This window comes from Flavobacterium azizsancarii (assembly GCF_027980145.1).
In the GTDB taxonomy this organism is placed as follows: Bacteria; Bacteroidota; Bacteroidia; order Flavobacteriales; family Flavobacteriaceae; genus Flavobacterium; species Flavobacterium azizsancarii.
In genome coordinates, this window is record NZ_JAMZNK010000015.1 from 56,728 (window position 1) to 73,363 (window position 16,636).

At 30.8% G+C, this 16,636-nt stretch carries 21 protein-coding genes; 13 read left to right on the top strand and 8 right to left on the bottom strand.

Translation table 11 applies throughout. The features are described 5' to 3' along the window. Positions 1–11: 11 nt before the first annotated feature. From NJT12_RS11200 to NJT12_RS11260, 13 genes are all read left to right on the top strand, one after another. Entirely contained in the window at positions 12–1,025 is a 1,014-nt protein-coding gene (locus NJT12_RS11200; RefSeq protein WP_271335993.1) for an outer membrane protein assembly factor BamB family protein, read from the top strand. Between the two features lie 997 nt (positions 1,026–2,022). Further along, positions 2,023–2,451 carry an RHS repeat-associated core domain-containing protein gene (locus NJT12_RS11205; RefSeq protein WP_271335994.1) on the top strand — a complete coding sequence of 143 codons (429 nt, stop codon included), beginning with the start codon at positions 2,023–2,025 and terminating at the stop codon, positions 2,449–2,451. Positions 2,452–2,674: 223 nt separating this feature from the next. Then, complete coding sequence (locus tag NJT12_RS11210) at positions 2,675–3,007, top strand: Imm53 family immunity protein (RefSeq protein ID WP_271335995.1); 333 nt, start codon at positions 2,675–2,677, stop codon at positions 3,005–3,007. Between the two features lie 210 nt (positions 3,008–3,217). After that, the gene (locus NJT12_RS11215) at positions 3,218–3,547 is read left to right on the top strand and encodes a hypothetical protein (RefSeq protein WP_271335996.1); all 330 of its coding nucleotides are present in this window, start codon (positions 3,218–3,220) and stop codon (positions 3,545–3,547) included. Positions 3,548–4,040: 493 nt separating this feature from the next. After that, entirely contained in the window at positions 4,041–4,187 is a 147-nt protein-coding gene (locus tag NJT12_RS11220; protein WP_271335997.1) for a hypothetical protein, read from the top strand. An 84-nt stretch (positions 4,188–4,271) separates the two neighbouring features. After that, on the top strand, positions 4,272–4,520 hold the full coding sequence (locus NJT12_RS11225) for a hypothetical protein (protein ID WP_271335998.1): 249 nt from the start codon (positions 4,272–4,274) through the stop codon (positions 4,518–4,520). Between the two features lie 192 nt (positions 4,521–4,712). Beyond that, a complete protein-coding gene (locus NJT12_RS11230) occupies positions 4,713–4,910 on the top strand; it encodes a hypothetical protein (RefSeq protein ID WP_271335999.1) in 198 nt (65 codons plus the stop codon). Between the two features lie 353 nt (positions 4,911–5,263). Further along, positions 5,264–5,830, top strand: a complete 567-nt coding sequence (locus NJT12_RS11235) for a hypothetical protein (RefSeq protein ID WP_271336000.1) — start codon at positions 5,264–5,266, stop codon at positions 5,828–5,830. Between the two features lie 501 nt (positions 5,831–6,331). Further along, the gene (locus NJT12_RS11240; RefSeq protein WP_271336002.1) at positions 6,332–6,826 is read left to right on the top strand and encodes a hypothetical protein; all 495 of its coding nucleotides are present in this window, start codon (positions 6,332–6,334) and stop codon (positions 6,824–6,826) included. A 216-nt stretch (positions 6,827–7,042) separates the two neighbouring features. Beyond that, positions 7,043–7,411 (top strand): hypothetical protein, encoded by a 369-nt coding sequence (locus NJT12_RS11245; protein WP_271336003.1) that lies wholly within the window; start codon positions 7,043–7,045, stop codon positions 7,409–7,411. A 51-nt stretch (positions 7,412–7,462) separates the two neighbouring features. Beyond that, entirely contained in the window at positions 7,463–7,663 is a 201-nt protein-coding gene (locus tag NJT12_RS11250; protein ID WP_271336004.1) for a hypothetical protein, read from the top strand. Between the two features lie 117 nt (positions 7,664–7,780). After that, on the top strand, positions 7,781–8,569 hold the full coding sequence (locus NJT12_RS11255) for a hypothetical protein (protein ID WP_271336005.1): 789 nt from the start codon (positions 7,781–7,783) through the stop codon (positions 8,567–8,569). Positions 8,570–8,709: 140 nt separating this feature from the next. Then, a complete protein-coding gene (locus tag NJT12_RS11260; RefSeq protein WP_271336006.1) occupies positions 8,710–9,375 on the top strand; it encodes a M15 family metallopeptidase in 666 nt (221 codons plus the stop codon). Here the strand turns inward: NJT12_RS11260 and NJT12_RS11265 are convergent, their stop codons facing one another. The 8 genes from NJT12_RS11265 to tsaD all read right to left on the bottom strand — a co-directional run bounded on the left by NJT12_RS11265 (position 9,376) and on the right by tsaD (position 16,462). Continuing rightward, positions 9,376–9,942: a hypothetical protein gene (locus tag NJT12_RS11265; protein ID WP_271336008.1), complete on the bottom strand. Its 567-nt coding sequence runs from the start codon at positions 9,940–9,942 to the stop codon at positions 9,376–9,378. A 2-nt stretch (positions 9,943–9,944) separates the two neighbouring features. After that, positions 9,945–11,126: a THUMP-like domain-containing protein gene (locus NJT12_RS11270; RefSeq protein ID WP_271336009.1), complete on the bottom strand. Its 1,182-nt coding sequence runs from the start codon at positions 11,124–11,126 to the stop codon at positions 9,945–9,947. Positions 11,127–11,128: 2 nt separating this feature from the next. Beyond that, complete coding sequence (locus NJT12_RS11275; protein ID WP_271336010.1) at positions 11,129–12,220, bottom strand: AI-2E family transporter; 1,092 nt, start codon at positions 12,218–12,220, stop codon at positions 11,129–11,131. A 114-nt stretch (positions 12,221–12,334) separates the two neighbouring features. Continuing rightward, entirely contained in the window at positions 12,335–13,285 is a 951-nt protein-coding gene (locus tag NJT12_RS11280) for a zinc metalloprotease (RefSeq protein ID WP_271336011.1), read from the bottom strand. A 159-nt stretch (positions 13,286–13,444) separates the two neighbouring features. Continuing rightward, positions 13,445–13,939 (bottom strand): TrmH family RNA methyltransferase, encoded by a 495-nt coding sequence (locus NJT12_RS11285; protein WP_271336012.1) that lies wholly within the window; start codon positions 13,937–13,939, stop codon positions 13,445–13,447. Between the two features lie 10 nt (positions 13,940–13,949). Continuing rightward, positions 13,950–14,588, bottom strand: coding sequence for a DUF4159 domain-containing protein (locus tag NJT12_RS11290; protein ID WP_271336013.1), 639 nt, complete (start codon positions 14,586–14,588; stop codon positions 13,950–13,952). 135 nt (positions 14,589–14,723) lie between these two features. Then, positions 14,724–15,437 (bottom strand): 16S rRNA (uracil(1498)-N(3))-methyltransferase, encoded by a 714-nt coding sequence (locus tag NJT12_RS11295; protein ID WP_271336014.1) that lies wholly within the window; start codon positions 15,435–15,437, stop codon positions 14,724–14,726. Between the two features lie 2 nt (positions 15,438–15,439). After that, positions 15,440–16,462, bottom strand: coding sequence for a tRNA (adenosine(37)-N6)-threonylcarbamoyltransferase complex transferase subunit TsaD (gene tsaD / locus NJT12_RS11300; RefSeq protein WP_271336015.1), 1,023 nt, complete (start codon positions 16,460–16,462; stop codon positions 15,440–15,442). Between the last annotated feature and the right edge of the window lie 174 nt (positions 16,463–16,636).

The window sequence follows — 16,636 nt, forward strand, 5'->3', positions numbered from 1 at the left end:
CAATTTTTATCATGGTAGTATTACTATTATTATTCTATAAATTTTTCCAATTGGATACTAAAACAACTATTTCTAATTTTAATAAAGTTGACAATTATATTTGTTATGTTGCGGAGGATACCATATTGGTTGTTAAAGATTTGAATGATGAAAAAGTTTTAGAAAAAAATCTCTCTAATAGTTTTGGTTATAAGCCTTTAATTTTTAATGATAAGATATTTTTTTCAGAATCAAACGATGTTATTTGTTGTTGGGATCTAAAAACTAAAAAGGTTTTATGGAAACAGAAAACCCCAAATATTGTAAAGGCTATCATCAAATTAAATGAAAAAACAATTTTAATTAATATTAAAAATTATGGTTTTATGGTTTTTAATAGTGAACATGGTGAAGTTTTGTATAATATTTTACGAAATAAAGATGATTGCCATAGTCCAGACTTATCTCCTTACCCAGTTATTGTTGACAACAATAATTTTTACATCTCAAATTGGAATTGTAACTCTATATCTTCATTTGATATTTCCAACGGTAAAGTATTATGGAGTAAAAAACTAGAAGATGGAATTTATACATCATTACTTTATGAAGATTACATATTTTTAGGTTTTAATAATTCATATGAAAATGGCGGAGCATATTTAGTAGAAAAAGAAACAGGAATAGTAGTTTTTAAAAAACAATTATTGTTTGAAGAGAGGTTAAAGCCGCTTATAAAAAATAATAAAGTATTTTTTTATACCTATGATAAGAAACTCAATGAATTTGATTTTAAAACGAGGACAGATAAAGTTGTGGGCAAATTTACTTCGTCAGATGATATAAGTGGAGGTCAAATGTATTTAATTGATAATAATATTTTTTTCCAGGATTCTAATTTTGATGTTTTTAAATTTAATTTATTGAATTATAAAAAAGAGTTAATAGGAAAATCAGATTTTGGCGGCATTGAAGAAGTATATAAAAAAAATAATCAGGCAGTAATAGTTTTTCCTGACAATTCACGTCTAATAGTTGAATTATAAATTGGTAATTTATCTATACTAAGTATTATTAGTAGAAGTACGGATTGAAGGTTTGATAGGTGAAATTTTATTACCAATAGTTTTTGCTTACTTTGAGAACAATTTTGTAAAATGTTTTAGGGGTTATACGAAAAGCTGATAATTTATTAGAGGTTTTGCTGATTGACTTTGCATTAGCAAAGAGAATCTACAAAGAGTAGAATAAAAATGACAACCTCACATTGCTGTGAGGTTTTTTTATAAATCTATAACTTAAAATTGTGGGTCATGTGATAAGTATTTCAAAAAAAAGATTATTATTAGCATATCGATCATGAGATTTGAAAGTAAAAAATACCTCACTATAAAAACACATATATCTTGTATATATAAGATATACAATAATTATTATAGCTCTTTTTTTATTTCTATCATGCAAAAATAAAGATGAAGAAATTGGAAGGCCAGATCCTTATATATTAACAGAAAAAAATATTTCAGAAGATTGTAGTGCTTATCAAATGCGTTTTAAAAAAGGCAAATATATTTTAAATTTTGCTTTATCAGGAACTTGCAAAAAAATAAAAGCTGAAGACTATGTGAAAAGAGTATTCTAGATATTTAAAATTTTATAATGATAGTTTAGTCCTTAGAAAAGGATTTATTTTAGTTCAATATTATGGAATTCATTCCAATATAAAAGATTTTCAGGATTCTATAATAAACAACACAAAAAGAAATTTTAAAACTCATATGTCTTTAATATATTCTGATGATGAGTGTTTTACGATTAAAGTTGGGATGTAGCTGTATCTGACTGAGGTCTTCTTTAATGATTAGTATATTACAGAAATCTATAATGATTAGAATAAAAGAAAGCCTCACAATTTTGTGAAGCTTTTAAATTATTTACAAAATCAAAAAAACAATTATATCTGTGTTTTTTTTATAAGAATGATCTTATGTTTTAGGAAACGCTTCGTATCTTACAACGAGAAACAGAAGTATTAGCCAACACATGGAGTACATCGCCTTTGGTGAGGTATTGTTTGAGGAGCATTCCAGTTCGTTTAGTTCGCCTTATTTATTTAATGGAAAGAAACTTCATCGCGAGACAAATCTTAGTTATTATGGGGCTAGGTATTATGACGATTGGAGCAATATCTGGTATGGTGTTGATAGGATGTCGGAGAAATATCCTCATGTTGGCGCTTATGTTTTTTCCTTTAATAATCCGGGAGCAGTAGTGATTTCTACAGGAGGAGCTGTGACTGCAGGATATGGTGCAGGCATGGGAACAACTGCTGCAATTAACTTAGTCAAAAATTTAGCAGCTCTTAAAAAGTTAGGAGTTGATTTAATGCAAACTGAAAATACATCTGGAGGTGGAAGAGGATCTAATAATAGCACTGCTGATTACGAAGCAGTAGGTGAGATCATACAGTAATAAATAATAATGGAAATACAACTTACGCGGTAGACTCTAAAAATCCGAAGGAAAACAGTAAGGGAGTATGTTTTAAAACAGAAAAAAGAGTTGATTATTCGAGAGCAGCTCATGTAAATAAAAAGACAGGTGCTAGGGTAGAAACTCCCCATATTCAACAAAATGGAAATGTTAGACCAGCAGTACAAGGTCAAGATATACCTGCAAATTAAACTTTTAAAACATGATAAATTGGATTCAAAATTGGTATACGGAAAATTGTGATGGTGAATGGGAACATCATCAAGGTATAAAAATAGAAACTCTTGACAATCCAGGTTGGAATGTTGAGATTAACTTTAATTTCACAAATACAGAAGTTAACAATGAAAATTGGAAAGTGTATGAATTCTCCGAAAATGATTGGATAGGCTATAGTATTATCGATAATATTTTTAATGCGTCTGGAGACTCTTTCAAATTAAATGTAATTTTAAAAATATTTAAATTAATAACAGAAAATAAATCTATTGATGAAGATATTGTCACAAAATTAATTAATGAAAATAAAGGGTAATGTATTTCGTGCTCCCTTATTTTGATGGTCAGCATAATAAAGGAGTTTTTAACGACAAGAACTTAATACTAGACAAGGCATTGGGGTTCCAAAAGGGGATTATATAATTGGTTTTAGGGAAATATGATACAAAAGCACGTAGATTCGTTTCTGGACGGGAATTATACGATAGTGCTAAAAAATAGATTAATTTTTTAACACATTTATAAAATGGAAAGTAATTTAAAAACAGAAAATATCGATTTAGTTCAACTTGTTGCAAAAAGACCGGCGATGTTTTCAATTCAAAATGTAGAATCTTTCTTTGTTTTTTTTAAAGGATATTCAATTGGTAAAAGTGATTCAATAGTTATTGATTTTTTTGAATCATTTAGTAATTTTGTTCATAAAAAACATCCTGAGAAGTGCTTGAAAAATATTGATAGTGATAGAATTATTAGGCTTTATAGTAGTAATGACTCTCATTCTTTAGAGCGTGTACGTTTTTTAATAGAAGAGTTTATAAGTGAAAGTGATGTGTACGAGATTAAGGAATATTAACCACGATAATGTAAAAATTCTTTCTGTCTTGACAAAGAAAATCGACAATGAATAAAAAAAATAAACCTCCAAGAAATGTGTGGTTTTATGTGTTTTAGATTATCATAAAAGGTTTTTTGATCGTTTAAAAAAGAATAACCTTATAATTTAAAAGTACTTCGTATATTACTACCCGAAACGGAAGTATTAGCCAACACTTGGAGTACATTGCCTTTGGAGAGGTATTGTTTGAGGAGCATTCCAGTTCGTTTTCTAGCCCTTATTTGATAGGGCGATCAAAGTTGTGACGAATTCTTTTGAGGATGGACTTGCATATGCAGCAGCTAAAAAACAAGCTGGATTACCAGATTATAACTTATTTAGATCTTCATGTATAGATGTTCCACAAGAAGCAATAGAAGCTGTTGTAGCAAATTGACTTAACATTCAATCAAAAAAAGATTCCCAATTTTGGGATAAACATTTAGATTTTTTCGATGCAAGTAGCTATGGTATGTATATGTTAATACCAAATCAATATTTTAATAGTTTTAATCAATTTGTAAAAAATATTAATTCAGATTTAAAAAGTAATCCAATTGTAGCTAAAAAAACTCCTATTAAGACTGTTGTAGTAGGACCAATTGAAGAACTAAAATAAACATAATGAAAAGTTTAAGAAAAAATATTTTTTTATTGCCCATTTTAATAGTGGTAATAATTTATGTAGGGTACATAGTTTTAAATGTATTCTTTGGAGGTTGGTACGGTTATGAATCCCAATAATATTATTAAAAATGAGGGACCGCAAAAACAATATTCTTTTGATAGTAGATGGGCTACTCAAGTTGGTGCAGCAATCTTATGTAATCGCTTCGGAAAAGCGTCTGATAATTATCTTTCAGGTACAGGTTTTGCCGATCAAATGGTAAAAGAATATTTTAAAACAATTATTGGAGTAGGAGCAAATACTGCGCCAAAAGCATTAGATTAATTATGATAAAAAAAGAAAAACATTATTCCGTTATTAATTTTATTAGCATTCTTTATTTTTGTATTGTATGGTCAGCTACGAAGTTATCAATACGAAAATAAATTAAAAGTAGATGGAGAAACGACAATTGGTAGAATTGACAGTATTGTAAGATTTCCCAAATCTTCTACAGTATTCATCTCGTATATTATATTGAACAAGAAATATAATTCTTTTGAAAGTGCGTTAGATAAAAAAATATCAGCTAAAGACATTGGGAAATTTTATGAATTCCGATATTTGTTAGATTCACCAGAAATAGTTAGAGGGAATTATTCAAAAGAGATTACAGATACTACTGCTATTTTAAAAGCTGGTTTTTCAAGAGAAGAAATGGAGTATATAAAGTAGAACAAATTTAATCAATTATAAAATGGTATTTTTGGAAAGACCATTACCAAATGCCACAAAAGATAGAAACCTCGCCAATTGGCGAGGTTTTTTTGAAGAACGAATAACCTTAGAATTTAAAAGTACTTCGTATATTACAACTCGAAACAGAAATATTGGCCAACAGGTGACTACATCGCACTTGGTTTTATTTGAGGAGCATTCTAGTTCATTCGAGCCTTATTTGTTTAATGGGAAAGAAGAGGTGGATCCTGAGACGAATCTTAGCTATTATGGGGCTAGGTGTTTGGACGTGAAGATTTCTTTGTCGTTGCCTATTGATAATAAGAAAAAATGGTTAAAAGAATCAAAAGATGATAAAGTTATCAAAGCAGGCAAATCGCCCTGCATTATATTGTATTTTAGTTGTATTTATTTTAGTTTTTATATTGGGCTCACTAGATTTATGGGAAATTAGTTTTAATAAAGAATTAGTTAATATTGTTAAAAATATTCTTCTCTTTTCTCTGCCTTTTTTAGGATATTGGGCAGCTATAAAATTACCAAATCCTAAGAATATTAAAGATGTAACTTTGTTACCTAATACAAAAAAAATTAAAGTAAGTTTTTATAAGACTAATGGTTTTATAGAACGTAATAATCAAATATCTTTTGTTCGATTTTTCTTCGATAATGATATAGTATATATGTACTTCTGTAATTATTTAAGAATTTATGAAGGTCCTTTTTATATTATAAAGAAAGAGGTAGCAGAGCTAGGAATGTTCTACATAAATTCCATTGGTAATTATACAAATTTAGAGTTGGTTATTGAAGTTATGCCAAAAAATATATTAGATCCACATTATAAACTAGTTTTGCAAAATTTAAACAATGCTGATTATTTATTACTGCAAAAATATATTAACACAATTAAATAAGGACATAATAAAAAAAACAGTAATAATATTTTTATTTTTTAGTATCTAAAATTTCATAAGCTCAACGTTTAGATAAATGACGTAATAAAAATTTCTTTTTCTGAATATTCTAATAATCCTGCTAAAGCAGTAGAAAAGATTTATCAAACAATTATTTGGACTTCTAGATTAAAAGATGGTCTAGAGGAAATGAAGAACGAAGTGAATAAATATACGTTGATTATGTGGGTAAATATTATGGGAATGAGTTGATTGTTAAAAAACAATTTTCTGATAGTTTTGTGTTGTTTTCAGACCTTCTCAAGTCTGGGATGATGATAATCTGTTTATGAATGGTTTAAGCAATACCGTATTGATGTTGCTTCAGTTTGGGCTGCAGGAAGTATTACTTCGCCTAATTTTTTAGGTAACTATAATAGTACGGTAAATTCTTTTAATGAATTATATCAAGGGAAAAATGTTTTATACAATGGAATTTGACTTTAGATTACCTTTTGCACTGTGAATAGTGGAGTTTCAACTTATGACAATCTTAAAAAAATAATAAATGACATGATGTTTAAAAGAAATAAAAAATATTTATTATATAGAATTTTAGTCTCTCATTTTTTAATCCTATTAATAGCTATTGGTGGTAATTTGACATATGCTAACGCCATACCCTTATGGTGTATAACTATTATTCTTCCAAATTTAATTCTTTCTTTTCTTAAGAATTTAAAAGCTATAAATGTTAAAAAAGAACATATCGAATTAATTTTTAATAAATACTTTTTTAAAGAACATACTGAATCATATAAATACACTGATTTGAAATTTACGTATAAAAATGAATTTGAAGGAGCAAGTTCATTAAGCATGAAATTTAGGATTTACAAAAAAAAGGATAATAAAAGCATAATTAGTATCGGCGGTCTTCTTGATGGGTGGTATAAAAAACAGATAAATGAAATGGTAGAAGAATTAGAAAAAAAGGGAATTGAAGTAACTATATAGCATAAAATAACTAGGTATTGTTTGAGGATTCTAGTTCGTTTTCTAGTCCTTAGTTGTATAATGGATAGGGAGACGAATTTAAGTTATGATTAGGCGAGATATTTAAATTTTAGCAGGTCTTGAATTTTAACTTAATTCCTAATTTTGCGTTGTCAATAATGACTTATCTCAATTCTAAAAAAGAATTAGGATTATCTAATTCTAAAATATATTCTTATGAAAATTATCTTATCTCTGGTTGCATTTATTGCGTTTGGAATGTCACAAGCGTATGCTCAAAAATTTTCACAGCCGTCTAATAAATTTATGAAGGAAACGGTTAATGGTGTTAGTTATACCTACAAAGACGGCTATATAATTCTAAAAAATAACTCGAAGTATAATTTGCAGGATTTAAATATTTCGGCTGATTATACTGAAAACAGCGATATCAATGGATTAGCGTTTTTTGAAGATGTAAAAAAGGGAACTACTCAAAAGCAGAAAATGAATTTTAGTACTTTAAAAGATGATTTAGCTGTCGATTACAAAAAATTGAAACCGGAGTTGCTTTCATTTTCGTATTTAAAAGCGGTAAGGAATTAATTTTTATTCTACAGCTGTAGCGTGTCTTAAGGAAAACGAAATAATAAAAAAATGAATTATAATTTATTATATGCTATTTTATTTAGCCTGACGTCATTTGGGTTTTTTAAATTGCATAAATGGTGGTTAAAAGCGAGAAATGAAAGTAGGGATTCTAAATCATTTACATTTGCGGGTGCTTTAAAACATTGGATTATAATAATTGGTTTGGCCATTGCAGCTTTAATTAATTTTTTCAAAGCCATAGAATAAATATCCTAAACTGGTATAAAAAAGACCAACTCTTGTAGTTGCATTTTTCTAGAATAAACTAATTTCGAACTTTAATAAAGCCGTGGTTATTAATTTGAAAAATCAGAATTGAAAAGAATGAAATTAATCTCAAATTACCTTTTTAGTATTGCGTTACTATTTTTTATAAATTTTACAATAGCGCAAACAAAATCTCTGCTGGTACAGCGTTATTATCCAAAAGATTCAATTAAATACAGGAAAGCTGTTCCGGATGCTGAATTTAACTATGAGAGTAAATTATATGGAAAAACGAGCATGATTGTACGTTGCGAAAGTGAATATGGTCATTTTGAATTCGTTTTTAAAAAGAAAATAAATAAACTCAGTCGTACCATTGATTATAAAAACGGAGGCGTTGGCGAGGTCTACAATTTTAAAACAAAAAAATGGAATCACGAAGAGGGAACCTGGAAACATAGCGATATGACAGGAAAACCTCAGGATACTATAATTTATAGCGAGCATAATTTGTATGCTTTTGTATTGTTGCACGATCATGGAGGAATACTTGAAAAAGCTAAATTTCAGGATTTTGGTAATGTAGTGTACTGGCCGGAATTCAATTATGAAAACTGTACCATCAGTGACGAAGACAAAGACGGAAAGCCTGAATTTTATTTATCGTATATGGGAGATAGTGATGGATTAGATGCAAAACCTTTTAAGCAGATTATTTATACCATTCCTGGTAAGTCAGGCAATCAGAGTTTTACAAAGTCAAAAGCAACAGCTTATTATCCTTCCGGAAATGAAGACGATGTTTATAGAGTTGAATACGATGAGAATTGGAAACAATTATCTAAAAATATAAAACTGAAAAGCCAAAAAATAATTAAAGACCATCGTTTAAAGTACAAAGACTAATAAAAAGTGGAGCTTTTTTTAGAGAACAACAGCATACTTAAAATTCGCTTTATGCTTAATAACAGCCGTATTTGTGCGAGTCAGGTTTTTCTGTTCAGCACTTTTATCTTTATATTTACATTAAACTATACATTTTTGCAATGAAAATAAGCACATCTTCAAAACTTCAGCTTTTATTATTCTTAGGATTTATTTTGTTTGGAGTATCTGTAAAAGCTCAAAACGAAGCATATTCAAGTGAAACGACACAGGAAATTGCAGATACAACTTTTGTGAATTTAAAAGAGTATAGCAACGATTTTATCTACGATATGAAGTATGCAACCGAAGATAATTTTCTAAAAGCAAAAGTCTATGATTGTGCAGAATGCCTGTTGCGTTACAAGACAGTTAAGGCCTTAATTGCAGCAAACAAAGAATTTATGAAACAGGGATGCAAAATAAAACTTTTCGATTGTTACCGACCTTTGTCTATTCAAAAAAAAATGTGGGAGATCGTATCCAACCCCAAGTATGTTGCAGATCCTAAAAAAGGCTCCATTCACAATAGAGGAGGAGCCGTAGATATTACTGTTGTAAATGCTTATGGGATTGAACTTGAAATGGGAACCGATTTTGATTTCTTTGGTATTCAGGCGAGCCATAATTATACTAAACTACCTGTATCTGTAAAAGCAAATAGAAAATATCTTAAAACGGTAATGATAAAAAACGGTTTCAATTCTTTTGATTCAGAATGGTGGCATTATAATTTAAAAGCAGGTTTGAATGATAAAGTTTCAAATCAGAAATGGAAATGTGATTAATTATTCAACACATCTCATATTCTCCATAAAGTAAGTATTGGGGTGATAAACCTTTGCGTTTAGCTCAGAAGTTAATTCTCTTTTTACAATATAATCTTCTGTAGTCGTCAGGTATTTGATTCGCATGATTGAAACAGGAGATTTTTTTAACTCTTCATAATTTTCTTTTTTAAACATAAAAATTCCGGTATTGATACGATTATCAAAACCTTTGTCGTCGTGAATAAGCGTACCGCAATTTTCCCTGTCGATATGAATTAACGTCACTATTTTTCCGTTTTCTAATTGTAGAAAAACTTTAGAGTTTTTATCAAAGCAATTTGCTTTTATAAAATCTTTGCTTTTCTGGATAAGCTGTAAATTTAGTGTTGGCAAACCATCTGTTTGTGCCAGCGAAAAGAAGATATAATCAAATGTTCCCCCAAAATATTTTTCGCTGATAAGGTATTCGTTAGTTACTTTATAGCTGCCAATAGAGTCGTTTACATTTGTACTGTATTCACATGGTTTTTGAGCAAATGCCGTAATGGTTAAGAAGAAAAAGGTTAGTGTAATTAGTTGTTTCATATTTAAGTAATTTTTCTGCAAATTAAAACTATTTTGCTATCATTTTTATCAGTTGTAAAAAAACAATACAAATTTCCCCCATTTTTTATTTTCCACTTCTTGCGGATGTTTTCCACCGTGTCCGGAAAATTTCGTGTTGTGATATTCGCTTGCTGATTAGAGAGCGTAGTTTTCATTTCGTTTTTGCTGTACGGAATCACTTTTTCGATTTGAAAAGTACGTCCCGGAAAATCAATTAAATCATCTGAAGTATATAAATGAGAGTGTTTATGAAGTTTATTGATATTAAAAATAACACTTACTTCATCAAAACCACCGGATTTCATAATAGCGGCATTAGGCTCATAGACATATTTTTGAGGCAAATGATAATGAGCAAATACAGTTTCGTCACCTAAAGAAAATTCAAAATTTTCTATTTTATCCTTTAAAATATTAGCAGTCTTGATCGTGATTTTGCCCGAGTAGTGGTTATGAATTTCAAAGAGCAATTCTTTTACTTCATTCTCAAGTGCAATAATATGAATGTTTTTAACGAATTTAAGTTCAGATAAACCAGCCGAGAGATCTAATAACGGAGCCGTTTTTATTAAAATTGAATCTGTTTTTTCAAAATAAAAATCCAACAATTCCGGAACGTTCGGCAAACAATCTTTAAGCATAAAAACTTTGCCCTTTGCATCATTTCTGCGCGAAGGATCAATATACATCCAGTCCCATTTCTGGTTTAGTTCATTTAATACATTTGTAGAATCATTGGCATAAAACGTACAATTGTTAACTTTAAGCTGTTCGAAATTATGCTCTACAATAGCAGATAAATCCTCGTTGATTTCGCAATGTGCTATACTCTTGAATCTTTTAGAGAAATAAAAATCATCGACGCCAAAACCTCCCGTGAGATCTATTAAACTTTCACCTGAAATTAAAGAAGCCTTATAAGCCGCTGTTTTTTCAGATGAGGTTTGTTCAACAGAAACCTTAGTTGGGTAAATAATATTTTCAGTCAGATACCAGGTAGGTAATTTATCTTTGGCTTTAGATTTCGCTTCTATCTGATTTAAAATTAAAATCCAGTCAATTTCAGGAAACGGATTTTTCTGAAGGGCTAATTTTGCAATCGAAGCACCACTACTTAGAGTTATAAATTCCTGAATATTAGGGTGCAAAATAGAAGTGTTCACTGTTAGATTCTTTCGGTTAATACGGAGACAATTTTGTTGTTAGGAAAAAATTCTTTCAAAATTACCTTCACCATCGTAAAAACAGGAATGGCAATAATCATCCCAACGATTCCAAAAGTAATTCCACTAATCAAAGTAACCAGAAATATTTCTAACGGGTGCGAATTTACACTTTTTGATGAAATTATAGGCTGACTCACATTATTATCAATTGCCTGAACGACTAAAAAGCCTATGATAACATAAATTGTTCTGGGTAGAATTTCTGTTTGAAAATCGCTTCCTATCATACTAATCATTGTTAAAATTCCCGCTAAAGTAGTTCCTATGATTGGTCCTATGTACGGAATAATATTCAAGATGGCACATAAAAAAGCAATAACAAAAGCATTTTGATTTCCAAAAATCATTAAAACAATTAAGTACAAAATGAATACAACCGTTAACTGAAGTAGCAAACCAATAAAATAGCGTGTTAAAAAGTGATTAATCTTAGTAATAGAATTTAAAATCTTATCCTCGTTTGTATCAGGAAGAATTTTTCTGGCACTCACCTTAAAAGCATCCTGATCTTTAATAAAGAAAAATGTGATAAAGAATACAGATACCAAACCCATTCCCATATTTGCCATAAATCCTAAAATTGAATTTAGAAAACCTGTAAAATAAGTAAAATCGATTATTGATGTTATTTTAGAATCTTTCAGGACCTTATTCAAATCCATGTGCTGGATATTGAAATAAGCTTCGATGCTTTTTTCTGTTTCAATAAATTGCTGCTGCAAACTATGCGTGTCCAGTAAAGATAAATTATTAGCCTGCGTAATAATTAAAGGCACAAATAATAATATAAAGCCTACTATTGACAATATAAAAATAACAAGGGCAGTGATAGCCGCCAAGGAGTTGCTAAATTTTAATTTATGCTTTAAAAATTGTATCAAAGGATTGGCAATAAGGCACAATAGCAATGAGATACACAAGTAAACAATTACAGTTTGTATTTCATACAGAAAATATAGAATGCTTAGAATGACAATTATTGTTGCTAAAGCTCTTAATATTCCGTTAGAAATGATTTTTGATGTTATCATGATTCGATTTTAGGATATAAATATAGGAAAAAAGCTTTTAAAACAGGGGCTTAAACAAAAAAAAGCGAGATGATATCATCCCGCTTTTCAGCATATTATTTTAATCTGTTTTTTTTAGATTCCAAAAGCGGCTCTAGGACCACCTGTAACGAATATTGCAGATATTCTGGTTTTTTGTCCCTGAGAGAACATATACATTGCATTATCATCAACATAATCCATGTAGTTCATAGTCATTTCTACAGGAGTTCCTGTGCAAGTACTGTAGTGAGGATAAGCAGGAACACCGTAATTTGCTGTATTATGAGTTGGAGTATCACTTACTAAATCGCTTCCGCAATTTGCGTCTCCCCAGATATGACGTAGATTCATCCAGTGACCTACTTCGTGCGTAGCAGTTCTTCCTAAGTTATAAGGAGCACTGCCTGAACCGGCCAGACCAAGATACTTAGAATCAATTACAACTCCGTCTGTAGCCGCTGCGCCTCCGGGAAATTGAGCATAACCCAAAATTCCGCCACCAATGGTACAAGCCCATAAGTTAAGTTTTGTTGTTGGTGAAGTTGGTGCTAAACCACCTTGTGCCACTTTCTTGACAGCATCATTTGTTCCCCAGGAAGTTTTGGTCGTAGATTTTCTAATAATCTGATCCAGAACAAATGTAATTCCTACATTCGCCTTTACGCCAGAAAATAGAGCAGGAACACTATTGTAATCTGAATTTAAGGCATTGAAATCTTTGTTTAAAACATCGATTTGAGATTGAATTTGCGCATCCGAAATGTTTTCTGCAGCAGTTCTGTATAAAACATTAACCACTACCGGAATTTCAATTTTACCATTTACAAGACGATTAGTCAGGATACTTTTACTGGTAAAAGCTTCGATTTCATTCATTCTAATGGCTAAGGTAGGATCAGCTTTTAGTTGAGCTTCAAAAACTTCCTGAGTCGCACAGCCACGTTGGGCAATAGCACTAACATTTGAATCTGATGATTCTGTTGAGTCATTTTGACAAGAAAACAGCACGAATGCTGTAAATGCGGTAATAAGAACTTTTTTCATAATAATTTGGGTTTTTGTTATAAAAAATTAAAATATGGTATTTATATCGCAATTTTATAACAAAAATATATTGTAGCAAAATTTTTACAATACATTATTTGTCAGAATTTTTACAATCCCTTATATAGTCTAGTTCTTACAAAAATAAAGACAAAATTATTAAGAAGTAAATTCGTACAAAGCAATGCTTGCTGCTTGTACAACATTCATACTTGAGTTATTTCCGAACATATTAATGTGGACAATTTGGTTCGAAATTTTTAAAAGTTCATCAGAAATTCCATCAATTTCACTTCCTATCAAAAGTGCAATTTTTTGATTGTCAGGAATTACAACTTCTTTTAGAGGTTTGCTATTGCTCGCAATTTCCAAAGCGATAATTTCAAAGTTATTCTGAAGTAAATAATCAACAAGATCAGTTGTTTTTTCGATTATAGAGTGAGGTACATGAAGATGCGTACTTCTTGAGGTTTTATTGATTTTTCTGGGAGTGAGCGGAATATCTTTTCCTAAAAAAATGATGTTTTCGACGCCAAATGCTTCGCTGATTCTAAAAAGCGATCCAATATTCTGCTGAAAATAAATATGGTCACAAACCAATGTTATCGGAAATGTTTTTCTTTCAAACTGATTTTCTTCGTGAGTAAGCTGCACTGTTTTGATTTTAGTTGGTAAAGATATAATTGATAATATTGGCGCCCATTTTCAGGGCTTTTTCCCTAACAGCGAGAGGATCATTATGAACTTCGGCATCTTCCCAGCCATCGCCTAAATCGCATTCGTAGGTATATAAGAGTACTAATTTGTTTTCTACAAAAATACCAAAAGCCTGCGCACGTGTCCCGTCATGTTCATGAATTTTGGGCAATCCGTTAGGAAAAGGATATGGTTTTTGAAATATGGGATGATTTGCCGGAATTTCGATCAAATTATTATTGGGGAATATTTTTTTTATTTCTTTTCGAATATATTGGTCCATTCCGTAATTATCATCAATATGAAGAAATCCGCCGCCATTAAGATAATTTCTAAGGTTGCTAACGTCAGCGTCACTAAAAACAACATTACCATGTCCTGTCATATGCACAAAAGGATACGAAAGCAAATCAGGATTACTGGGTTCAACAGTCGATGGTTTTGCTTTTATTCTGGTATTGATATTGGCATTACAAAACTTGATCAGGTTAGGCAATGAAGTAGGATTTGCATACCAGTCACCACCTCCGCTATACTTTAGCAAAGCAATTTCTTGTGAAAAGGAAGAAACTGAAACAAGTAACAATAAGTAAAATATTCTTTTCATATAAATATATTTTTTTGTCATTTCGACGAAGGAGAAATCGCACGCGGGATTCGACAAAGATTGACGACTTTCTTTGTAGAGTTTCTAGTGCGATTTCTCCTTCGTCGAAATGACATCTTACTTTAATAATTGTCTTTAATTCGAACTTTCATTAAAAAATACCACACTGTGACATGCTACAATTGCAGCAGTTTCAGTTCTTAAACGGGTATTCCCTAAAGAAACAGGCTGATAATTGTTTTCTAAAGCCAGTGCAATTTCTTTTTCAGAAAAATCACCTTCAGGACCAATCAGCATAGTCACACTCTCATTAGGTTTCAGGATTTCTTTCAATGTTTTTTTATCTGTCTCTTCACAATGTGCGATCAATTGTAAACCTTCATTTTGTTGCTTAACAAATTCCTTAAACGAAATCGCTTGATTTAATTTAGGCAAATAAGTTTCGTTAGACTGTTTCATCGCAGATAAAATAATCTTTTCAAAACGGTCCTGGTTAATTACCTTTCGCTCAGAACGATCACAAATAATTGGAGTAATTTCCTGAATTCCAATTTCAGTAGCTTTTTCCAGAAACCATTCAAAACGATCGTTCATTTTGGTCGGTGCAACGGCCAAATGCAAGCGAAATTTTGGTTCGTCAGCTTTCTTAATAGAGAGTACATTGACAATACATTTATTGTCAGATGCCAATGTAATTTCAGTTTCGAACAACAAACCCAAACCGTTTGTAACATGTAAAATGTCTGAATCTCTCTTTCGTAAAACCTTTATAATATGTCGGCTTTCTTCTTTATCAAAAGAAAAACTTTCAGTTGATTCATCGATGTCAGGATTGTAAAATAATTGCATAATTAAAATTGAATTCGCGCTTTCGAAACTACTGCTGAAGTTTCGAAACGACTTGATAAATATTTTTGATATCCTACAATTCCTATCATTGCAGCGTTATCGGTTGTGTATTCGAATTTTGGGATAAAGGTTTTCCATCCGTATTTTCCTTCTGTTTCTTTTAATCTTGTTCTGATTCCTGAATTTGCCGAAACTCCTCCGCCAATGGCAATTTGCGTGATTCCTGTTTCTTTTACCGCTAATTTCAATTTATCCATCAAAATTTCGATAATCGTATATTGAATAGAAGCGCAAATGTCATTCAGGTTTTCTTCGATAAAATTTGGGTTTTCCAGCTTTTTCTTCTGGATAAAATATAAAATCGCCGTTTTCAATCCGGAGAAACTAAAGTTCAGTCCGGGAACTTTTGGTTTAGTAAATGCAAACGCTTTCGGGTTTCCCAATTGAGCATATTTATCAATCAATGGTCCGCCTGGATAGGGAAGTCCCAGGATTTTTGCACTCTTGTCAAACGCTTCTCCAACGGCATCATCAGTAGTTTCGCCAATAATCTCCATGTCAAAAAAGCCATTTACTTTTACAATTTGAGTATGTCCGCCACTAATTGTTAAAGCTAAAAAAGGAAATTCAGGTTTGTCAAAGCCTTCTTCGTCTATAAAATGGGCTAAAATATGGGCATGCATATGGTTGACAGCAATTAACGGAATTTTTAGGGCAAGTGATAATGATTTGCTAAAAGAACTTCCAACAAGCAAAGAACCCATTAAGCCGGGACCTTGTGTAAAGGCAATGGCTGTTAATTGATCTTTTTGTACATTTGCCTTACGAAGTGCAGCATCTATTACAGGAACAATGTTTTGTTGATGCGCTCTCGAGGCTAATTCTGGAACTACACCACCATATTGAGTGTGTATTAACTGATTTGCCACAACATTTGAGAGTACTTTGTCGTTATGTAAAACTGCGGCGGCAGTATCATCGCATGAACTTTCGATGGCAAGAATAAAAACCTCTGAATTTTGCATATAAAGGCACGAATTTTGAATTATATTTGACAAATCAAATATTTGATTTTCTTTTGTTATAAGAGAAGCCAAAATTAAAGAATTTTTATCAAAAACAGTCGTTCTTTGCCTGTTCAAAATAAATTTAAAAGAAAACTAAAATAAAAGCAGCTATCAAAAAAGTAAAGAAAATAA